Raw genomic sequence first — 19,750 nt, forward strand, 5'->3', positions numbered from 1 at the left:
GCAGGTGGAGTACAAGAGAGGGAATTAGCCGGCGTCCACCATCACCAGCTCGGAATCTTCAAGAGCGGAAATCTGCGCCGCGGCGACTTTCGTGATCGCCACGCCGTCTAGCGGCCCAACGGGCTCGCCATTCAATTCGATGCGTCCCGAGGCCACGACAAGATAGGCACGACGCGATGGACCCAACTCGTGTCGAACGCTTTCGCCTGCCTTTAGCATTGCGCCAAGCACACGCGCATCGGCGCGAATGGGAAGCGCCTCTTCATCGCCGGCGAACCCGCTGGCAAGGACTACGAAGCGCCCTGACCGGTCGACTTTGGGAAACGGCTTGGTATCCCACGCGGGTTCGCCACCGGCTTCACGAGGCAGCAGCCAGATCTGATAGACCTTGAGCGGCACCTCGCCCTTGTTGAACTCGGTGTGGCGTATGCCCGTACCGGCGCTCATGACCTGGACATCGCCTGCCTGAATCGTTCCGTCGGATCCCACAGTGTCTCGATGCCCAAGCAGGCCCTGGCGTACATAGGTGATGATCTCCACGTCACGGTGCCCGTGCATGGGAAACCCGCTGCCGGCAGCAATCTCGTCGTCGTTCCAGACGATCAGGGGACCCAATGCTCCATGCTCGGGATTACCATCGGCGCTAACCGCGAAATGGTATTTCGCGCGCAGCCAATTTCGTTCCGCCCTGTCCAATGATTCCCAACGCCTGTGTGCGAGCATGTCCGCCTCCGTTTCCCGCCGCCGCAAATGCGGCGCCTGTCGCCTGTGCGACCGACCGAATGCGGCGCTGATGCAGGTGATGGGAAGGATGCTATATTTGCAACGAACTCATGCATAGATCCAACAATGAAACGTATCATTGCCCTCAGTAGAACGATTAGAGGGGATTGAAGTCTGCCCATGAACGCAATCACTGACCTCAATGATCTTCGGCTCTTCGCGGAGGTGGTCCAGCATGGAAGCTACACGGCGGCCGCGCGCGCCCTCGGCCTGCAGACCTCGAAGCTCAGCCGTCGCGTTCGTGCCTTGGAAGAAGAACTTGGCGTCCGCCTGCTCAATCGCACGAGCCGTAGCCTGTCTTTGACGGAAACCGGGCGGCAGTTCCACCAGCATTGCCTTGCGCTGGTAGCGGAAGCCAAGGCCGCCAAAGATATCGTGGACCGCACGCGTTCCAGGCCGCAGGGCACCATCCGCATCGCCTGCCCCGTGGCCCTGCTGGAGTCCGGCATCTCCACGATCATTGCGCGATACCTCGCGGACAACCCCGACGTCCAGGTTCTGCTGGATGCAACCAACCGCCGCGTGGATGTCGTCGAGGAAGGCTTGGACTTTGCCATCCGGGTCAGGCTTCCGCCGCTGGAAAACACCGATCTCGCGGTCCGCCAGCTAGGCTTGTCGATCCACATTCTGGTTGCCAGTCCCGCGTTGGCGGCACGCCATCCGGCGCCCGGCTCAATCGAATCCGTGAAGGCATGGCCTACCCTCTCCATGGCCAGCAGCGGCGAGCGATTTGTCTGGAACCTGGTCGACGCTGAAGGGCGCGTGACCTCATGGGCGCATCAGCCCCGCTTGGCGACCGACGATCTGGCGAGCCTTCGGATTGCGGCAATATCGGGCGTCGGCGTGGCAATGCTGCCGAGGGAGCTGGTTGAGGCCGATATTCAGGCCGGCCGTCTGCAGCACCTGCTGCCCGGCATGGCTACCACGCCGGGGCTTGTGCATGCGATCTTCCCCACGCGCCGAGGCATGGTTCCGGCCGTCCGTCACCTGCTCGATGCGCTCGTTGCGGGATTCGACGATCTGAACCGGCAGCGCTAGAGCGGCCGCCCGCGTTGCGTTGTGTCCTGCAACTTGCGCCGCGGTTTCAGCGTGCAGTATGCGGGCCGGCACTCAATGCCATGAACTTGAAGGACTCGCGATTCGCGGGAGCAGCGCCTCACGGAAGCCCAACCAGGACCCGGTCGTCGATAAGCAGGCCAACGTCTGTGCGGGACACGACGCACGGCAGACGCACCTAAAACAAAACGGCCGAGGTTTCCTACCGATACAGGCGGGAAACACTCAGCCGTAAATTGCGCGATGTTCGAAAATGCGCCTAACGCCCAATATTACATACCGCTTGCCGCGCCCGAACGAGACGTTCCGTCAACAGCACCGCCGTATCCCGAAACGGGGGCTTGGGCTTGAGCGATGGCGTTCTGAGCCGCGACTTTTGCTTCAGCGGCCTGGATGTTCTCCGGGTAGTGAATCCAGTCGTGCGGGTCATAGCCCGCTTTCTCGAGCTGCACCAGATCGGCACGCACCTGCGCACGACTTTCCGGCTGACTGGACTGTGCGAACGACACAACCGGTGCTGCAAAAAGGGCAGCGATAAGAACCATCCTGGTGAACGACTTCATGATGACGTACCTCAACGATTTTTGTTAGTGGCGCTACGAGAGTTTCCCTGTCACGGTTGAACCGAGTCTAATGGGCAAAAATAACTAGGGTAAGTACTAATTTCCCCAACTCTCTGTTGCTAAAGCCGCAACAATCAGCCAACACGGGTGACCATTTCGCGGATCCATTCGTCACTACAGACGATTGCTGTCGCTGAGTTACAATCGGTCGCGATTGCATGACCTTCCCAGGAAGCCGCGAAAATGAGCCTAGCCGCCAGCAAGCAAGCCACGTCCGCTCGAACCCGCAAGAAGTCTGTCTCGACCCAGCCCGAAGCCGGCCGCGCCGAAGCTGCCACGAACCCACATTCTCCGGGCAGCAGCAACGTCGAATTCATCACCCAGCAGTGGCAGCGGGAATACAGAAATCTGGATCTTTCGAACTTCCTGCTCGCGGTTTATTTCATGCGCATCGGTACGCTCGTCGAAGTCGCGTTTGACAAGAGGTGCCAGGAACGTTGGGGTATCAGCGGGTCAGACATGCGTGTCCTGCTGGCGCTGCGTCGCAGCGGCCACCCGTATGCAAAGCGGCCGACCGATCTGTATCGCTCCCTGCTCGTTACTTCGGGCGCAATAACCAAGAAGATCGATCGGCTCGCGAGCCTTGGCATGGTCGAACGCCAGTCCGACCCGAGTCACGGCGGCGGGTCGATCGTTCATCTGACCAGGAAGGGCCTTGACGTTGTCGAAAAAGCCATTGTGAAGCTTGCGGAAGAGTCTTCGATCGCACCTGCTATGGCGCACTTTACGGAAGCCGAGCGGGCAAGCGGTACGGAGTTCTGTTTGCGTACCTTGGCCCTGATGGAGGAATTGAACGTCCCGGCAATCGAAGACACCGAAAACATCGAGTCGGCATCTCGAACCAAAGCGGCGCGACGGCCATCCCGCAACAGTCGTTAATTACAGTCGTTAATTACACTGTGGCGGCGGCCTTTTTTTGTGCATCCTGCAAGCTCTGCGGGTAGTACGACGTGGCCCAGCAGCAGCGCTACAGCAACGAAAGTCGCCTTGCTCACGGATGAACGCATTAGCTACTCCTTGTTTTTAGTTGAAGTGAACTTGCTGACAGCATCGTAGTTAGAGCAACGGCGTTCCTATATGGCCTACTCGTTTCGGTAACGCCCGGAATCTGCCAGTTGTCGGACTGCCACGGCTACGCACCTCCCGGACCTGGGACGTAGCTCTTGACTATGTGGTCGACCAAGGCCGGCAAACGCTGAGCGATCCGCCGGGAATCGCTGCTCGATTTGAAATTGGATGTTGCACCCTCCCAAAGCATCACCAACGTATCCGTCAGCACCCCGGCATCCACTGCGTTTGCGGCAACTGCCAGCCGCATCAATAGTGCTCGAAACTCCTGGCCAGGATTGGTACGCGAAAGCGTGACAGGATGCTCCTCGGCGGTGAACGCTACCACCGGCAATTGAGGTTGCCCGCGCTGATAACCATCTGAAGCCAGCTCAACCGCGACATCGATAAAGAGTTCGAGCAAGTACTGGATGGGCTCTTCGCCCGATCGATGTCCAGCTTCCTGCCATCGCGCGCGCTCGCGATCGCGATCGCAACATCCACCATTGCTTTCCACATCGTTCAGCCATCCTTTGTGTCAGCCACAGCAGCCGAATTGGCTCCAAAGACTGTTGTGGCGATTCTTGTAACAAAGCATTTTGGCGAATGTCGCGTAGTCGACCCGGGAAGCGTCGCCTTGCAAATTGTGTCGTTCCGGAGTGTTCGCTTTCGTCACGATGAAACTCCAGAGTTGCCCTGTCGGTAACCAATGAAATTACCGCTGGTTCGACCCGCCGGGAATGCTATCTCCACAACCACAGTTCGCACATGTCCCGAATCGCAAAGCACCATTGCGCGCCGTAGGACGATAAAGGCCCACGCCACGGACGCCGCATTCGTGTCGCTTGAACGCCAACACTTAGTGAATCGCTTCACGCCGACCCTTTCCGGCTTGGACCCGAGATGCGGTCCCAAGCATGCCGTCATCGACGAATGGGTTGACACGCCTCCACCGGCATCCTAATATACAACAATGCTGTACGCATTCACTATTGTTGAATACACAGCACAGCGCCTGGCAGGAGACATCGAAGTTTCAGGATCGCCATCATTTATTAAGGATTACTTTCAATGGACAGCATCTATTTTGAACGTCGTCAGAACGTAGGCCATATCGTATTGGCCAATCCTCCCTCGAATCTCATCGCGGCTGATTTCGCCGACTGCCTTGAGAGGGCCGTCCGGGAAGCCAGCAAGGCCGATATCCGGTCGCTCCTGATCCGTGCACAGGGGCCCGACTTCAGCAAGGGCGGCGACGTCCTCGATTTCATCGACAAAGGTTTCGATGATTGGCGGACGTTCATATCGCAGATTCACCACACCTATCGGTCAATCGAATCCCTCCAGATTCCAACGATTGCCGCAGTGCGCGGTGCGGCATTCGGCGGCGCATTCGAGCTGGCTCTCGCTTGCGACTTCATTGTCGCCGCAGAGAACGCCACCTTCCGGTGTATTGAAGCGTCCGTTGGCTCGGCACCTGTCGCGGGCGGCGTGCAACGCCTGGCGGAACGAGTGGGCCGTGCGTATGCGGCGCGCTACGCGATGCTAAGCGAACCCATGTCCGGCGCGACCGCCGGTCAGCTCGGCGTTGCCGCCTTCGTCGTCGGCGAAGATCAGGTCGAGAACGTCGCCGAGGATCTCGCCATCAAACTTGCCAACGGCCCTACGCGCTCGTATGGCGCCATTCGCGCCCTCCTCAAGGCATGGTCAGGCGGCGGCGTGCCCGGTGCCGACGCGCTGGTCCTCGATCTCACCATGGGGCTGCACATGACGGAAGACGCCAGGAAAGGGCGAACTGCACGTGCAGAAGCCGTCGCGCGCGGCGAAGAACCGGCTCCGGTCGTTTTTCTCGGCAAATGAGCCATCAGACAGGCCCATGGCGCGGAAGACCGGCTTGCAGCTGCGCAAGGTCCCCAAGTAGATCCGCTTTGTCGACTCGTTTCCCACCACCGTGACGGGAAAAATCCAGAAGTACCAGATACGGAAAATCATGACCGACGAGCTTGGACTGAAAGAACAACACACAGCGTGACGCTCCTCGGCGATGAGATCACATCAATCCCGTTGTCACACTTTACCGGAGTGCTGCCATGGCAGAAGTCGATATACAAACCGTCTATTTCGTCGCGAAGGATATTGGCCGGCTGGAAAATTTCTATGGTTCGGCGCTGGGGATGCCTGTCCAGTTCCGCGACGAGAACAAGTGGACTCAATTCCGCCTGCAGCGCAGCGCATTCGCACTGTGCTCGGTAGAAGAAGCGGCACAAGGAGCCGTCGGGGCCGTCCCCGTCTTCCAGGTCGCCGGGGAGGCCCAGGACGAGGTTCGGCAGAAAATCCTGTCCGCCGGCGGCCAGTTACTCGCAGAGCGCGACATGGGTACGCACGGCATTGTTGCCACCTACAAGGATCCGGAAGAAAACATCTTTCAGGTATTCAGCAAATCTCCGGCGCACTAAGTCGCGCCAAGTCAGAAGACCACTCAATTCGCACCTTACTGGAAAATCGATGAAATTCGGTATATTTGACCAAAACGATCGCAATGGACTGCCTATTCATAAGCAGTACGAAGATAGAATGGAAATTATCGAGTTTTACGACAGGCTCGGCTTCCATTGTTATCACATGTCGGAACACCATGCGACCACGCTGAGCGCTTGCCCGTCGCAAAGCGTGTTTCTTGCCGCTGCCGCGCAGCGCACCAGGACACTGCGCCTGTCTCCGCTGGTCTACATTCTCCCGATCCACCACCCCGTGCGTCTTGCCGAAGAAATCTGCATGCTCGACAATCTGAGCGGCGGCCGCCTGGAGTATGGCGTGGGGCGAGGCGCCTCGCCCCACGAAATCGCGGCGCTCGGTATCGATCCGGCCACGGCTCAGGCCAGATACATCGAGTCGTATGAAATCATCAAGCGGTATCTCAGTTCGGATACCCTCGACTATCAGGGGACGTTCTGGCAATTCAACGACATGCCGGTCGAACTCAAGCCGCTGCAGACGCCCCCTCCGACCTGGTACGCGCTGGCGTCGCCGGAGTCGACGGTATGGCCAGCCCAGGAGAAGATGAACATCGTGTGCGGCGGCCCGGTCCAACGCGTCAGAGCCATCACCGAGCGATATCGCGAAGAATTCTCCAAACGGCATCCGTCCGCCGCTGAGCCGCTCATCGGCGTGAATCGCTATATTGTTGTCGCGGAAACGGACCAGGAGGCCATGAAAATTGCCTCGCGGGCATGGTCAGTCTTCTATCCGAACTTTTACAAGCTCTGGAAAAAGCACGGGACGGAACCGGTCAACCAGAAGCTTCCGCCGACCATCGCAACGCTCGTGGAATCGGGCCTCGCCGTAGTGGGCCGCCCGGAAACCGTTCGTGAAAAACTGCTGGAGCAGGCGCACGATGGGGACTTCAACTACCTCATCGGAACGTTCATGTTCGGCGACATGTCCGTCGCCGAAGCCAAGACATCTATTGGGCTTTTTCACGAGTCCGTCATGCCCGCGTTCAGCGAGTTGCAAAAGGTTCCATCATGAATGGCAGCACTCTGGTAGACCACGAACGTCCTCCAATCAGGACGTTCGACAAACGCCAGTTGAGAGACGTATTAGGGTCCTTTGTCACCGGTGTCACCGTGGTCACCACCCGCGATGCCGAGGGAGGCATGCACGGCCTCACCGCAAATTCGTTTTCCTCAGTTTCTTTGGATCCACCCCTCGTTTTATGGAGCCAGGCGACCTCCGCGGGAAGCCATTCTGCGTTCAAGGATGCCGAACGATTCACCATCAACATCCTGGCAGAGCACCAATACGACCTCGCCAATCACTTTGCGACCCGCTCGCCGGACAAATTCTCCGGCATCGACTATGACCTTGGGGTCGACGGGCTGCCGCTACTGCGCAATTGCAGCGCATGGCTGGAGTGCAAGGTGGTCTCCCGCTTTCCAGGCGGAGACCATGTGATTTTTGTCGGATCGGTGGATTGCATTCGCCAGAGCACGCGGCGGCCACTGGTATTCGGCGGCGGGCAGTATCTGGTCGCCGACCCGCACGACCTCGGCCGCGCACCGGTCGGAACGGAGGGTGCGATGAAATCGCAGCCGCATGCTGTCCGGCTGGCCAGCCGCGCCATGTTGCGGCTCGCGCATACACTGGACAAGACGCTTGCGCTGGTAGCGTGGGGCAATCACGGTCCCACGGTGATCGCGTGGCAAGCCGCGACCACGCCCGTGGTCGCCGATCTGCCGCTGGGACTTGTGCTACCGGTGACGACTTCCGCTTCGGGCCTGGCTCTCGCGGCGTTTCTTCCGCCTGAAGCGGTCGATCGATTCGTGACGGCGGAGCTGCGTGATAACGGACGACAAGCGTCTGGCGAACTGACCCTCACCGCGGAATCATTCGCCAGCGTACTTGAATCCGTCAGGGCTTCGCATGTCGCGACAAGGCGCCCCGGGCCGTTTTATGACGACCGGGTGCTCGCCAACGCCATCAGCGTGCCCATTCTTTCCCCGAGCGGACTGGCCGTGCTGGCACTGACGGCGATCGGCCCAGCAGAGCATTTCGATGCCGCGGCTGACAGCCCTTGTGCAGAAGCCCTCAGGGACGCCGCACACGAGATCTCCGCTGCATTGGGAGACGCGTGAATTGGCATTTGCCCAAGTTAAAGCGACCAATATATCGGCCAAACTCCCATCATGACTGAAACAGATAGCCAACTACTTGAATCCTCGCTGCCCGCCATCGAACAGGCAGCATTGAATCTCCCGACACTTGGCGACAAACGGGTCATCACGTATCGGGTTGCCGGCGACGAGCGCGCGCCCGCCATCGTGCTGCTGCATGGCATTGGTTCGAGCTCGGCGGGATATCGCGCGCAGCTCGCCGCACTGTGCAGGCACCATCGGGTGATTGCCTGGGATGCACCCGGCTATGGACAAAGCAGCCCCTTTGCGATCGGCACGCCGGCCGCCACGGATTATGCGGATGCGCTCATGGCCCTGCTGTCCGCGCTCGGCATTGCGCGTGCGACCGTCGTAGGCAGTTCATGGGGGAGTGTCATCGCTGCAACGTTTGCGGCGCGGTACCCGTCGGCTACACGCGCTCTCGTATTGAGCGCGCCCAATGTTGCACGAGGACATCTATCCGGTGCGGAGCGCGACCAGGCGCGAGAAGTCCTGATGCGAAGCGCAGCGGCACAATCGCCCGAGGCGCGCGCCGCTGTGGTCAACGCGCTGGTCGCTCCGAACGCCGGTCCCCTGGTTCGCGCGGTCGTATCACGGCTGAGAGACGCGGTGACCGCCACAGGCTGGGAACACGCCGTGGATATGCTTTTCTCCACATATACGCCATCCGTCGTTGCTTCGATCCAGGCGCCGCTCTCCGTCATTATCGGCAACCTGGACCGCGTCGCTCCCATCGACGACCATGCCCGGCCGATTCACGAGGCTGCTCACGATTCGACACTCCACGTACTCGATGCAATCGGCCACATGCCGAAGCTCGAAGCGCCGGGGGCATTCAATTCCATCGTGTTGGCAGCTGCCGCAGCCGGGACAGACTGATGGAAGGATGAATGCAATGAGGAGGCTGCGGCGCAGGCCGCTGCCCTCGCTTCAGGGCCTGTTCACGCTAATAACAGGCCCTAATGTGTCCATTGCTTGTCGCTCGCCGGGACAGATGGCGCGCATCGGTATCGCGCGCCCGGCTTCTACCCAATTTTGCTGGGGACCTTTCCGCCCAGTGCAACCGTAGCTCGAACCGCGCTATCGAGTAGCGCTTTTATCTGCTTACCTTCAATTTCCGTGTCCAGTGTTGCGGGCGATCCGATGAGACTGATGGCAAATCGAAGATATCCGTCCCTGTCCCAGATCGGGGCCGCGACAGACACGTAACCCATGTCCCCGCGATGGACCGTTGTGAAGCCACAGGTGCGCAATTCAGTGATCGCTTCTTCCCGCAAGGAAGCCGGACTCCATTCCTGTTCCGCAGACAGTTCGCGGCTGATGAGATCGTCGGTGCGCCCGGGCTGAAGGCAGGCAATGAACAGCTTTCCCGCCGCCGTCGTGACCAGCGGAATCAGACCGGTTCTCAACTCGAGAATACTGCGCGTCTGCCCCTCCTGCTTAAAGAGACTAACCGGGCCATCCTCGGTCCATGCGGTCACGGCCGCGCCACTCAGTGTTGCTTCCCGCAAGGCGATCACCTCCCGGCGAACGATATCGAATCCGTCCAGCTGGTTAATCGCGCTCATACCCAAAGCAAGCGACGCCGGCCCGAGCTTGTAGCACCCTGGCTTTTCGTCCGTCGACGCAAGCCCGGTTCGCACCAGACTAATCATGTAGTTGCTCGTCGCGCTCGGCGACAGTTCGGACAACGCAGCAATCTCCTTGAGCGGGAGTGCTCGCTCACTCGTCTGCAACGCGGAGAGGATTCGGAACGCAATCTCGACAGACTGAATGCCGCGCCTCGCAGTCACATTGGTCATTTTTCGGCCGTATGGAAGTCACAAAAAATCACCGCCCCGGGTTTCTACGGACGGTCGCCATGTTGACACGTCTAGGGGTGACCCCAATAGTGTTCAACATAAATTATCTCATTCATTATTGTTGAATTCAACACCGGCAAGCTGCGACGATCAGGGACAAGCGATCTGCTGGAATAAACGTCTGAATTTTTCAGCCTCTCATTTCATCAGTAGTACACATTTTTTGCCATTCCTTTTATTCAAATAACTTCTTCGGAAGAGTAACAACCGGGTCGAAGACAAGGCATGGCAATTTTTGGACGTACGGTGGCAGGCGCGATCGTTGCAATCCGCGATTACGCATGCATCACAGATGGTCAGCGAAATTACGGCAGCCTCTGTCGAGCAGAGTCATGGCCTGGAACAGGTCAATCAGGCAGTCATTCAGATGGACAAGATCGCGCAAGCTAACGCGGCGCTGATCGAACAGGCTACGCCTGCTACTCAACTACTTGAGGAACAGGCAAACACGCTTAAAACGACCGTGTCTTCGTTCAAGCTTTTTGATGCGAACGAGCCGATGCTCGAAGCAAGGTCCTGACTTCACTGGAAAGACGTATCGCCGGGAAGTTGCCTTCATCGACGGTCGCAACCAATGGGTGCAATTGATCTAAAGAAATCCTGCCTGATGTGGGATAGCACCGGCGCTTGACTACCTGGACTCTGCCGCGATACCGGAAACGCGGCAGCGCGATCAATCATCATTTCCAGTTCCGCAAGCGCGCTAGCCGAAGTCCCCTCTCCGCGCTCGCAGACCGTCACCATGAAGGCCGAGTTCGCGGCGTTCAGGCGCTTTCCTTCCCGGTCGCCCTCAGCGCCGCCAGCCGCGGGAACAGCTTCAGCGCATTATCGGCCAGGACCGCCCGGCTTTCGTCGCTGTTCAGCCCCGCGCCTGTCTCGACCTCATGGCGGCAAGCGACGGCTAGATCTCGGCGAAGATACGGATAGTCGGAGCCGAAAAGCACCTGGTCCATGCCGACTACAGAACGAAGCATCTGCAGGACAGCTGGCTGCCACGACACCGCCGTGTCCCAATAGAGCCTGCGAAGCGTGTCCGCAGCGGTCCCGCGCTCTTCACCACCGGGGATCACACTCATCTCGTCGACGACTGAAAAACGCGCCGCCAGATAGGGAATCGTGCCGCCGGCGTGAGAAATAATGTACTTCACGTTCGGGGTGCGTGCGAAGGTATTGCCATAGTGGAGTTGCGCCACCGCTCGCGTCGTGTCAGCAGTGAAATCGATCAGCGTATCCGGCAGTCCAAGGCTGCGGGCGGCGGCGTCTGGGGACGACGTTGGGTGCACGAAGACGACAGCGCCGCGCCTTTCCAACTCGTCGAACAGCGGACGGAATCGCGTATCGCCGAGATAAATGCCGCGCGCATTGGAAAAAAGGACGACACCATCCAGCTTAAGAACGTCCAGAGCGTATTCCAACTCGCGCAACGCACCGTCGACATCGGGCAACGGCAGTGCCGCGTATCCGCCGAAGCGGTCGGGACGCTCCTGGATCAACTCTGCCGACAGTTCGTTCACGCGGCGGGCAAGATCGCGGGCGGCGGCATCATCGCCCATATGGACGCCTGGCGTGCTGATGGATGTAATCGCAACGTCGATCCCGGCGTCATCCATGAACGATAGCGTGGACTCCTTCGACCAGGGCGCGGGCACGATGCCGCCGACGGGGCTGTGCGCGTCGTTCGTTGCGCGCCAGAAGACGTCGGGAAGGAAGTGGTGGTGAACGTCGATAGTGAGGGACATGGTCATATTCCTGCGTTAATGGACAGCCTTGATCAGTTCGGCGGCGCGGCCGCCAATCATGAAGGCCGGCGCATTGGTCCGACCCGAAATGATCGACGGCAGTTCAGAACTCGCTATCGGCGCCTATGCCGCGCAAGTGGCATAGGCCCGACCAGTCCCTGCACAATACTATACATATGGAAAGTATAGAGTCAAGGTATGTCGTAACACAGGAATTAGCGACGCATGGTCAGAAGGCGCAGGGCCGCCGCCTCGGCGACCGGCCCAGGCCTACTGTGCAGCGGTATCGAGCGGCCACGCACCATTTAGAACAGGTGGCGAATACCCACCATCGCGCCGGTTTGATCCACGCCGGGCAACGGCGTCGAAGCGGGCGGGACCACACCACCGTCAATCGAGAACGCTGCGTTGCGCTGATTGAACACACGCCCTGCAGTGACGTACACCGAGGTGGCCTTGGAGAAAAAGTACATCGCGCGCGCTGCGATCACGGAGCCCCCTGCGGCGTGGCCGCTCACGGTGATATGGCCGAACTGTGCGTCAAGAGCAATATCCGGAAGGGGAAGATAGGAGCCACCGACCCACCAGTAGTTGCTGGTCGCGTCGAAAATGGCCGGCGTCTGCACGCCGTGATTGATCCGATGAAGGAATCCCGCGCCCAAGGTCGAGTTGCCAAACTTCACGTAGCCATCGATGACGGCGCGCGTATCGGTTTGCGAGCTATGCGGCAGGGGCGAGCCGGTGCCGCCCCCTCCATAGTTGCGATCGACGGCCGCCGCTACGCCCCATTTCCCCGCGTCATATTTCACCATGCCAGACATTGCCTTGCACGCTCGCCAGTCGGTCGGCGACTGGCCGGCGCACCCTCCGGCCGGCGCACTATCCACCGCGTCGCGTCCGAGCGAATATGTCACGGCCACGGTCAGGCCCGATGAGGTGAAGGTGTAGGCGATCGCATTGTCAACGCGCGGCTGGGTCAAGTAGGGATCCAGATCGGCAGCGGCAAAGATATTCGGCGCCAGCGTGTCGCCCGTTAATATCGCCCAAAAGATTTGCGAATATTGACGGCCGAGGGTCAAGGTCCCCCACCGCCCGGAAAGCCCGACATAGGCCTGCCTGCCAAACAGACGCCCCCCTTGATTCAGCGTCCCCTGTGCTGGCGCAAAGCCCGACTCCAATACAAAAATCGCCTTCAGACCACCACCCAGATCCTCTTTGCCACGGAGACCCCACAGTGATGGCAGCGACGCCGTGAGAGAGGGCATGTGCACTGAACTGGATTTTTGAGGACCGACGTTTGTCACATATTCAACGCCGGTGTCGATGACCCCATATAGCGTGACAGAGCTCTGCGCATGCGATGCGCTCGACGCAAACGCCGCAAGAAACGAGAATGCCCACCCAAACACCTGGCGCCATGAATGGCCACCTCTGGCCCGATTCAACTGTGAACTCATTTGTCTGTCTCCAATGCTGGTTCAATTTAATAAGTTATGCTGATCTCCGTAACTCACGCTCTGCCCGGACGTATAGGCGAGGCCTTCGTCATCGGTTAGGTACAAGGTCACGCTGTGCTTCCGGGTGAGGCACCCAACAAGGCGACGGCACACCTGCGCCGTCGCGCGTCGGGCCTGCAACGTAGGGCCGATCGAATATCGATTCGATTCAGCCCGGCTCGGTCAGCGGCGGCTGATCGAATCCGATGCGCGGTTCATGTTGCTATGTCCGGTCACCCTCGCGCGCAGAGCCACATATGGGGAAGTCGCGCGCCCGGCCAGGCAGTGGGAAGATAGGCACGCAGATCGTGCTGCGGGCCGCCCGGCACGTTGTCAATAATGGGTGAGTCCACATAGCGATAGCCCAGCTCTGCGCCGATCATTTCATTCGACTTGCGCTGCTCCACGTTCGCCACTTCGGCAAGGTGAGCGCGAGCAGCCGCCCCAGAGGGCGTATCGTCTCCGATCTCCGGGCGCACCTCGGCCAACCAGGCGCGGTATCCCAGCGACGCGCCAAGGTCGATCGCAAACGTCAGTCCTACCGGTCCGGCTCCGACAATGATGACTTGAGTATCCAAACCCGATCTCCTGTTTCTATTTCTTGTCTACCAGACGCAGCTTCAAGGCTGTGTCATATTCAACTCGCCCCCGATCGGGGGCGAGCACACATCAGACGAGACTTTCGAGAACTTTGGCCGGCACCATAGGCAGATCGCGCATGCGGGCACCGCTTGCATGGGCCACCGCGTTCGCTAGCGCGGCGGCCGTCGGGCCGAGCGAACATTCGCCTGCGCCCAGGGAAGCCGCATCCGGAATGTCCAGCAGCACCACGTCGATCGGGGGCACCTCGGCGAAGCTCAGGATTGGGTAGTCCTGCCAACCACGCGTAGTGATTTCGGTGTGATTGAACATGACGCGCTCCTTGAGCGCCCAGCTCAATGCCTGGACGATGCCACCCTCGATCTGATTCTTCACACCGTCAGGATTGATCACGCGGCCCACGTCAATCGCCGCATTTACCTTTGTCACACTGACCAATCCCGTGGAGCGGTCAACGTGCACCTCGACGACGATCGCCGCGTACGCCCCAATGTTTTTGTAACGGGCATACGCGAAGCCGCGCCCGCGCTGCCCGTCGCCCTTCAACCCGGCCTGCCATCCGGACTGGCCTGCCGCCTCCCGCACCACGGCAATCGCACGCGGATCACTGAGGTGCGCGAGGCGAAACGCAACCGGATCGACATTTGCCGCGAGCGCCAGCTCGTCCATGAACGACTCGATCGCAAATACGTTTCCGTAAGCGCCCAACGTGCGGAGCGAACTCGTGCGAATCGGCGAGTCCAGCAGCAGATGGTTCGTCACTCGCTTGCGCGCCAGATCGTAGAGCGGCACTGCATTGCGGTCGCCATTGCCGTATGGCTGTGGAATCGGTACGGGCGCCGACGGCTGAAAGGGCTTGGCGAGGTGCCACGCGGCCAGCAGATTCACCCCACCGGGTTGGCCCGGCCGCATTGCGTGCGAATTGCTCCATACCTCATAGTTCCAGTCGACAATGCGGCCTTCCCTGGAAAGGGCCGCCTTGACCCGCATCACCATGGCTGGACTGATTGGCGCCCATGCGAATTCGTCATCGCGCATCCATTGAAGCTTGACCGGCCGCCCCGCCACCTCACGAGCAAGCAGCGCCGCGTCCAGCGCCACATCGTCAGCACCATTGTGGCCGTAGCAACCCGAACCCGGCACGTGCACCACGTCGACCGCGTTCATGGGCATTTCAAGCACCGTAGCGAGATTGCCGCGCAGCGGAAACGCGCCCTGCGTATGAGACCAGACGGTCATGTGCCCGTCCTTGAGCAGCGCAACGGAACACGACGGCCCAATTGACGCGTGGGAAAGGTAGGGGCGAGAGTAAGTAGCGTCCAGTTGCGTCGCGCTATCGGGCGCGGGCGTATTCTGTCCCGATTCGCCAACCACGGCATCTTCGCTTCGCCAGCGTTGCAATGCCGGCTGGAGATGGTCCACGTCCGGCAACGCGACATAATCCGCACTCCACTGCGCCGCCTCCTGCAACGCACGGCGCGCGGCTATCGCCTGCTCTTCGCGCTCGGCGACAACACCGAGGAAGTTGCCATTGCGAACAACGGCAACGACACCCGCGAGCGCCCTGACCGATGCATCGTCGAGCGAAACCAGCTGCGCGCCATACCTCGGAGGCCGCACGATGCGGCCGAAAAGCATGCCCGGCAGACGCATATCCTGAACGAATGCCGCACCACCGGTGAACTTTGCCGGCAAGTCTATGCGCGGCACTGACTTGCCGACCAGCTTGTATTCCGACGGACGCTTCGGCGTGGCGTCCGCGGTCACCTCGCGCGCGAGAAGCTCGCGTTCGTCCCTCACGATCTCCGCGTAGGTCATGCGGCGGCCGTCGGCGGTCAGAATCACCCCGTTCTCGACGCGAAGATCAGCCGCCGAAGCGTTGAATCGGTGGCCTGCCACGCCAAGCAGGACCGCCCTCGCCTGGGCCGCGGCAGCGCGCAACGCCGCCCCGCCTTGCTCGACCGACTGGCTGCCGAAGGTATAGGTCTCGTTCGGGCTGCGAGCCGTATCCGCGGAAATCATGCGCACCCTAGCCAAATCCACATCGAGTTCGTCCGCGGCGATCTGTAAGAGCGCGGTGAGAATACCCTGCCCCAGCTCAGCCTTTCCCGTGAAGATCGTGACCGTCCCCTGGTCGTCGACTCGAATCCAACCGTCAAGCCTGCGATTGGCGCGAAGATCAACCGGGAGCCCCGGTTCGGCCCGCGCAAACTCTGAAAATGGCGCCAGCGAGAACGTCGCAACCACCGCCCCGGCCAGCTTGCCGAACGCGCGTCGAGAAAGTCTTAAGGTGTTCATCCGCGCAACTCCGCCGCTGCGCGCTGAATCGCACGGACGATTCGGTTGTGCGCGCCACACCGGCATTTCTGGCCGGCCAACTCGCGCCGTATGGCCGCCGGGTCCGGATCGGGGATTCGTTCCAGCAGCGCTTTTGCGGCCATCAGCATCCCGCTCGAGCAATAGCCGCACTGTGCGGCCTGCTCAGCGAGGAAGGCCCTCTGTAACGCATGAAGCCGTTCGCCATGGCCCAGGCCTTCGACAGTAGTCACCTGAGCCGCGCCTACCGCACCGACCGGAAAAACACATGAGGGCGTCGCATCGTTGCCGACCATGACCGTGCATGCACCACACTGCGCCTCGCCGCAACCGAACTTTGGACCGTTCAACTGGAGATCGTTGCGCAGCACGTAGAGCAGTGGGGTATTAGCTGCCACCGTCAGAAAGTGTCGCTTGCCATTCACCGCGATCGAAATGCCCATGTCATCTCCCTTGAATTCTCATCCCTGATGCATTTTTTGTGGATCAAAAAACCGGCGCCGAAATTTTTATCGCGAATACTCTTTTTATATTAGCAATACTAATTTAATGATCGAGATATTCTCGCAAGTTCGATCTTGACCCGCTAACACTCGACGCAATCGATCCGATTTCGCGCCGAAACACGGCTGAGGAAAACAAGCATCAGACACGATGCCAGTGCGGGCACCGCGGCCGCGACAAACAGCGCGGTGTTCGACCACTGCAGTTTGATCAATTGCCCGGCAACTACAGGACCGATAATTGAACCCGCCCGGCCAATTCCCAGACTCCAGCCCACCCCGGTGGCCCGCAGCGAGGTTGGATAGAGCGTCGCGGTCAACGCGTTGACCGCCGGCTGCCCGCCTACAATGCAGATGCCGCTTATCAGCACGACGGCATAGCGCAATCCTGTTGAGAGATCAGGCAGACCGACGGATGCAACCGAAAACGTCGCCACCAGAAAGCTGAGCGCCAGAACACGATAGAAACCGAAGCGGTCCATCAATGGGCCCAACAGCAGCGCACCCGCAGTACCGCCGATCTGCAATGAGGTACCGATGAGCACAGCCGTCGACACCTCGTGGCCAACTCGCAAGGAAAGCATCGGAAGCCAGTTCGACAGGAAAAAGAGATCAAGCAGGTTCGCGAAGTTGATACCCCAGAGCAACAGCGTCATCGTGCCGCGGCCATGGCGAAAGAGCTCGCCAACTGAGGTTTTCGCTTGCGGCTGCCCGTGAACGGCAAAGCGGGTCGCCGGACCGACCTGGACGTTCGGCGCGATTCGCGCGAGCCACCGAGCAACCCTTTCCGGGCTGCGCTGCCTGATCACCAGCAACTGGAGCGATTCTGGCAGATACCTGGCCATCGCGACGGCAATGACCAGCGGTAATATGCCCCCAACGAGGAACACCGACCTCCAGCCCATCGACGGGAGCAGGGTCGCGCAGAGGATCCCTCCAGCGATTGCCCCACCCGTGAAGCCACACGAGACCCATGTCATCAGCGACGCCCGATGTTTCTGCGGACTGTACTCGCTGACCAGCGCGATAGCGTTACCCATCACGCCACCGATACCGAAACCGGTCAAGAAACGAATGACAAGAAACTCCGGCACACTCTGAACCAGGGTGGTACCGAGCATGCATAGGCCATAGAAGACGGTCGCGCCGATCAGCACCGGCCGGCGCCCCGCGCGATCGGCCATGGCGCCGAGAACGATCGAGCCCACGAGCATCCCCAGCAAGCCGGCGCCGAAAATGGGGCCGAGCTCGGCCGCGCTGATGCCCCACGCCCGGACAATCGCAGGTGCGACAAAACCCATTGTCTGCACGTCGAACCCATCCATCACCACCGAACACCCGATCATTACCATGATCCATTTCTGAAAGGTGCTCAACGGCTGGCCATCGATCAGCGCGCCAATGTCGACGATCGAAGCAGGCGCCTCTTCCACTCGCTGCGCAGTATCAGGAGTCACTATTCACCTCGCTCCGTTTGAGCATGAAATCATCTGCCAATGGGTCATTTCTGTCTTCTCAACATTGCCGCCGGGTGACGCGAATCCTTGCCCGTATCCGGCGAGCCCGGCACAGCACCTTGCTAGAACGGATAAGCCGGAAGATCATCGCGGCTTGTCACCCACTGCCATTCCGTGAACTGGTCCGCGTTGGTCAGGGTGCTGTAGTTATGCCCGTTGCCGGACAAACCCAGACCGCCCATCGGGCCAAACACCTCGTGATTGACCGTCTGGTCATTGATATGGACGATGCCGGCGTGCAGTCGGTCCGCGATCCGCTGGGCTCGCCGCAAATCGGAGGAAGCCACTGCCGCAACCAGGCCATACCGGGTCTGATTGGCGAGCGTTACCGCTTCGTCATCGTTCTTGAACACGGTCACTGCGGCGACGGGACCGAAGATCTCTTCCTCGAACGCAGGCATTCCCGGCGAGACGTCCACCATGACGGTCGGTTTAAAGAACAGCCCGTCGCGGGACCCACCGGCGAGAATCTTCGCGCCTTTGCCTACAGAGTCCGCTACGATGCGATCGACGTTTGCGGCCTGCCGTTCATTGATGATGGGGCCCAGGTGAACATTGTCCTTGAAGGGATCTCCCACCGTCAGCGCCCTGGCTCGCCTGACGAGGCTTTCAATGTAGGCGTCGGCAATGCTTTCGTGAACCAGATGCCGGCCCACGGCCATGCAGATTTGACCCTGATGCAAAAACGATCCCCATGCCCCGGCGCTCGCCGCGGCTTCGACATCGACGTCGCTAAGTACGACGTAGGGATTCTTGCCACCGAGTTCGAGGTTCGCTCGCTTGAGCAGGCCGCCCGCTACTGCGCCGATCGCTTGCCCAACCCGCGTGGATCCCGTGAAGCTGATCATGTTGACAAGCGGATCCCGCACCAGGGCGTCACCCGTTTCCGCGCCACCGGGAAGGACATGCAACAGCCCCTCGGGCAGCCCCGCAGCCTCGAACAGCCGCGCATACAGGACGCCGCCGCTGACCGGCGATTGAGGATCGGGCTTGAGCAGCACGGCGTTGCCAGTTGCGAGCGCCGGCGCGATGGCTCGTGCGGCCAGGATGAACGGGGAGTTCCACGGCGTAATGACGCCGACCACGCCCAGGGGAATCCGGCGCGCAACGCTATGCCGCCCCTTCACGTCGCTGCTCGTAATCACGCCCGATGGCCGGCTGCCCAACGCGGCACCTTCGAGTATCTCCCGAATCGCCATCTGCACCTCCATCTGCCCCTTCTGCCGTATCGACCCGGTCTCGCGGACAATCTGAAGCGCAATCTCGTCACGATGAACATGCAACAAACGAACGACCTCACGCAGAATATCCCCACGCTGAGGACCTGGTCTCGCGGCCCAGGCAGACTGCGCCTCTTTCGCGATAGCGGCGGCAGCGGACACGTCGGCGGCGGACGCACAGCCGATCGATCCCATTTCCGCGCCGGTAGCCTTCTCGGTCACTGGGATCGTACCCGCGCCGCCAGTTTTCCATCCGCCACTATAGATTTTGTTATGCCACACGTCTGCTGGCGCCAATTCTGTCACCGACATCCT

The 19,750-nt window shown here is 60.2% G+C and carries 19 protein-coding genes; 8 read left to right on the forward strand and 11 right to left on the reverse strand.

Annotated features, from left to right (window positions below; all coding sequences use genetic code 11):
* Positions 1–24 precede the first annotated feature (24 nt).
* A complete protein-coding gene (locus tag AYM40_RS28595; RefSeq protein WP_063499462.1) occupies positions 25–723 on the reverse strand; it encodes a pirin family protein in 699 nt (232 codons plus the stop codon).
* A gap of 180 nt (positions 724–903) precedes the next feature.
* On the opposite strand from AYM40_RS28595, the gene AYM40_RS28600 reads away from it, so the two are divergent.
* Positions 904–1,821, forward strand: a complete 918-nt coding sequence (locus tag AYM40_RS28600; RefSeq protein ID WP_063499463.1) for a LysR substrate-binding domain-containing protein — start codon at positions 904–906, stop codon at positions 1,819–1,821.
* A gap of 290 nt (positions 1,822–2,111) precedes the next feature.
* Here AYM40_RS28600 and AYM40_RS28605 read toward each other — a convergent pair whose 3' ends face one another.
* On the reverse strand, positions 2,112–2,402 hold the full coding sequence (locus AYM40_RS28605; protein WP_063499464.1) for a DUF4148 domain-containing protein: 291 nt from the start codon (positions 2,400–2,402) through the stop codon (positions 2,112–2,114).
* A gap of 243 nt (positions 2,403–2,645) precedes the next feature.
* On the opposite strand from AYM40_RS28605, the gene AYM40_RS28610 reads away from it, so the two are divergent.
* A complete protein-coding gene (locus AYM40_RS28610) occupies positions 2,646–3,341 on the forward strand; it encodes a MarR family winged helix-turn-helix transcriptional regulator (RefSeq protein ID WP_082855362.1) in 696 nt (231 codons plus the stop codon).
* Between the two features lie 253 nt (positions 3,342–3,594).
* On the opposite strand, the gene AYM40_RS28615 is transcribed toward AYM40_RS28610, so the two are convergent.
* Positions 3,595–3,933 (reverse strand): hypothetical protein, encoded by a 339-nt coding sequence (locus AYM40_RS28615; protein ID WP_148662321.1) that lies wholly within the window; start codon positions 3,931–3,933, stop codon positions 3,595–3,597.
* Between the two features lie 647 nt (positions 3,934–4,580).
* On the opposite strand from AYM40_RS28615, the gene AYM40_RS28620 reads away from it, so the two are divergent.
* The 5 genes from AYM40_RS28620 (at position 4,581) to AYM40_RS28640 (ending at position 9,061) form a co-directional block, all read left to right on the forward strand.
* Positions 4,581–5,369: an enoyl-CoA hydratase/isomerase family protein gene (locus tag AYM40_RS28620; protein ID WP_063499466.1), complete on the forward strand. Its 789-nt coding sequence runs from the start codon at positions 4,581–4,583 to the stop codon at positions 5,367–5,369.
* Between the two features lie 230 nt (positions 5,370–5,599).
* The gene (locus AYM40_RS28625) at positions 5,600–5,965 is read left to right on the forward strand and encodes a VOC family protein (protein WP_063499467.1); all 366 of its coding nucleotides are present in this window, start codon (positions 5,600–5,602) and stop codon (positions 5,963–5,965) included.
* Between the two features lie 49 nt (positions 5,966–6,014).
* Positions 6,015–7,037, forward strand: a complete 1,023-nt coding sequence (locus tag AYM40_RS28630) for an LLM class flavin-dependent oxidoreductase (protein ID WP_063499468.1) — start codon at positions 6,015–6,017, stop codon at positions 7,035–7,037.
* Positions 7,034–8,143 (forward strand): flavin reductase, encoded by a 1,110-nt coding sequence (locus AYM40_RS28635; RefSeq protein WP_082855363.1) that lies wholly within the window; start codon positions 7,034–7,036, stop codon positions 8,141–8,143. The genes AYM40_RS28630 and AYM40_RS28635 overlap by 4 nt, the downstream gene beginning before the upstream one ends.
* 51 nt (positions 8,144–8,194) lie before the next feature.
* Positions 8,195–9,061 carry an alpha/beta fold hydrolase gene (locus tag AYM40_RS28640; protein WP_082855364.1) on the forward strand — a complete coding sequence of 289 codons (867 nt, stop codon included), beginning with the start codon at positions 8,195–8,197 and terminating at the stop codon, positions 9,059–9,061.
* 146 nt (positions 9,062–9,207) lie between these two features.
* On the opposite strand, the gene AYM40_RS28645 is transcribed toward AYM40_RS28640, so the two are convergent.
* Complete coding sequence (locus tag AYM40_RS28645; RefSeq protein WP_063499470.1) at positions 9,208–9,984, reverse strand: IclR family transcriptional regulator; 777 nt, start codon at positions 9,982–9,984, stop codon at positions 9,208–9,210.
* Between the two features lie 322 nt (positions 9,985–10,306).
* On the opposite strand from AYM40_RS28645, the gene AYM40_RS28650 reads away from it, so the two are divergent.
* On the forward strand, positions 10,307–10,564 hold the full coding sequence (locus AYM40_RS28650; RefSeq protein ID WP_158515341.1) for a methyl-accepting chemotaxis protein: 258 nt from the start codon (positions 10,307–10,309) through the stop codon (positions 10,562–10,564).
* A gap of 244 nt (positions 10,565–10,808) precedes the next feature.
* Here the strand turns inward: AYM40_RS28650 and AYM40_RS28655 are convergent, their stop codons facing one another.
* The 7 genes from AYM40_RS28655 to AYM40_RS28685 all read right to left on the reverse strand — a co-directional run bounded on the left by AYM40_RS28655 (position 10,809) and on the right by AYM40_RS28685 (position 19,747).
* Positions 10,809–11,783 (reverse strand): amidohydrolase family protein, encoded by a 975-nt coding sequence (locus tag AYM40_RS28655; RefSeq protein ID WP_158515342.1) that lies wholly within the window; start codon positions 11,781–11,783, stop codon positions 10,809–10,811.
* Positions 11,784–12,088: 305 nt separating this feature from the next.
* The gene (locus AYM40_RS28660; protein ID WP_082855366.1) at positions 12,089–13,240 is read right to left on the reverse strand and encodes a porin; all 1,152 of its coding nucleotides are present in this window, start codon (positions 13,238–13,240) and stop codon (positions 12,089–12,091) included.
* Between the two features lie 272 nt (positions 13,241–13,512).
* Positions 13,513–13,857 (reverse strand): hypothetical protein, encoded by a 345-nt coding sequence (locus AYM40_RS28665; protein ID WP_063499473.1) that lies wholly within the window; start codon positions 13,855–13,857, stop codon positions 13,513–13,515.
* A 91-nt stretch (positions 13,858–13,948) separates the two neighbouring features.
* On the reverse strand, positions 13,949–16,177 hold the full coding sequence (locus tag AYM40_RS28670; protein ID WP_063499474.1) for a xanthine dehydrogenase family protein molybdopterin-binding subunit: 2,229 nt from the start codon (positions 16,175–16,177) through the stop codon (positions 13,949–13,951).
* Positions 16,174–16,638, reverse strand: coding sequence for a (2Fe-2S)-binding protein (locus AYM40_RS28675; RefSeq protein ID WP_063499475.1), 465 nt, complete (start codon positions 16,636–16,638; stop codon positions 16,174–16,176). The genes AYM40_RS28670 and AYM40_RS28675 overlap by 4 nt, the downstream gene beginning before the upstream one ends.
* Positions 16,639–16,781: 143 nt before the next feature.
* Positions 16,782–18,155 (reverse strand): MFS transporter, encoded by a 1,374-nt coding sequence (locus tag AYM40_RS28680; protein ID WP_063499476.1) that lies wholly within the window; start codon positions 18,153–18,155, stop codon positions 16,782–16,784.
* Between the two features lie 122 nt (positions 18,156–18,277).
* A complete protein-coding gene (locus AYM40_RS28685) occupies positions 18,278–19,747 on the reverse strand; it encodes an aldehyde dehydrogenase family protein (protein ID WP_063499477.1) in 1,470 nt (489 codons plus the stop codon).
* Positions 19,748–19,750: the final 3 nt, after the last annotated feature.

Origin of the sequence: Paraburkholderia phytofirmans OLGA172 (assembly GCF_001634365.1) — a bacterium.
In the GTDB taxonomy this organism is placed as follows: domain Bacteria; phylum Pseudomonadota; class Gammaproteobacteria; order Burkholderiales; family Burkholderiaceae; genus Paraburkholderia.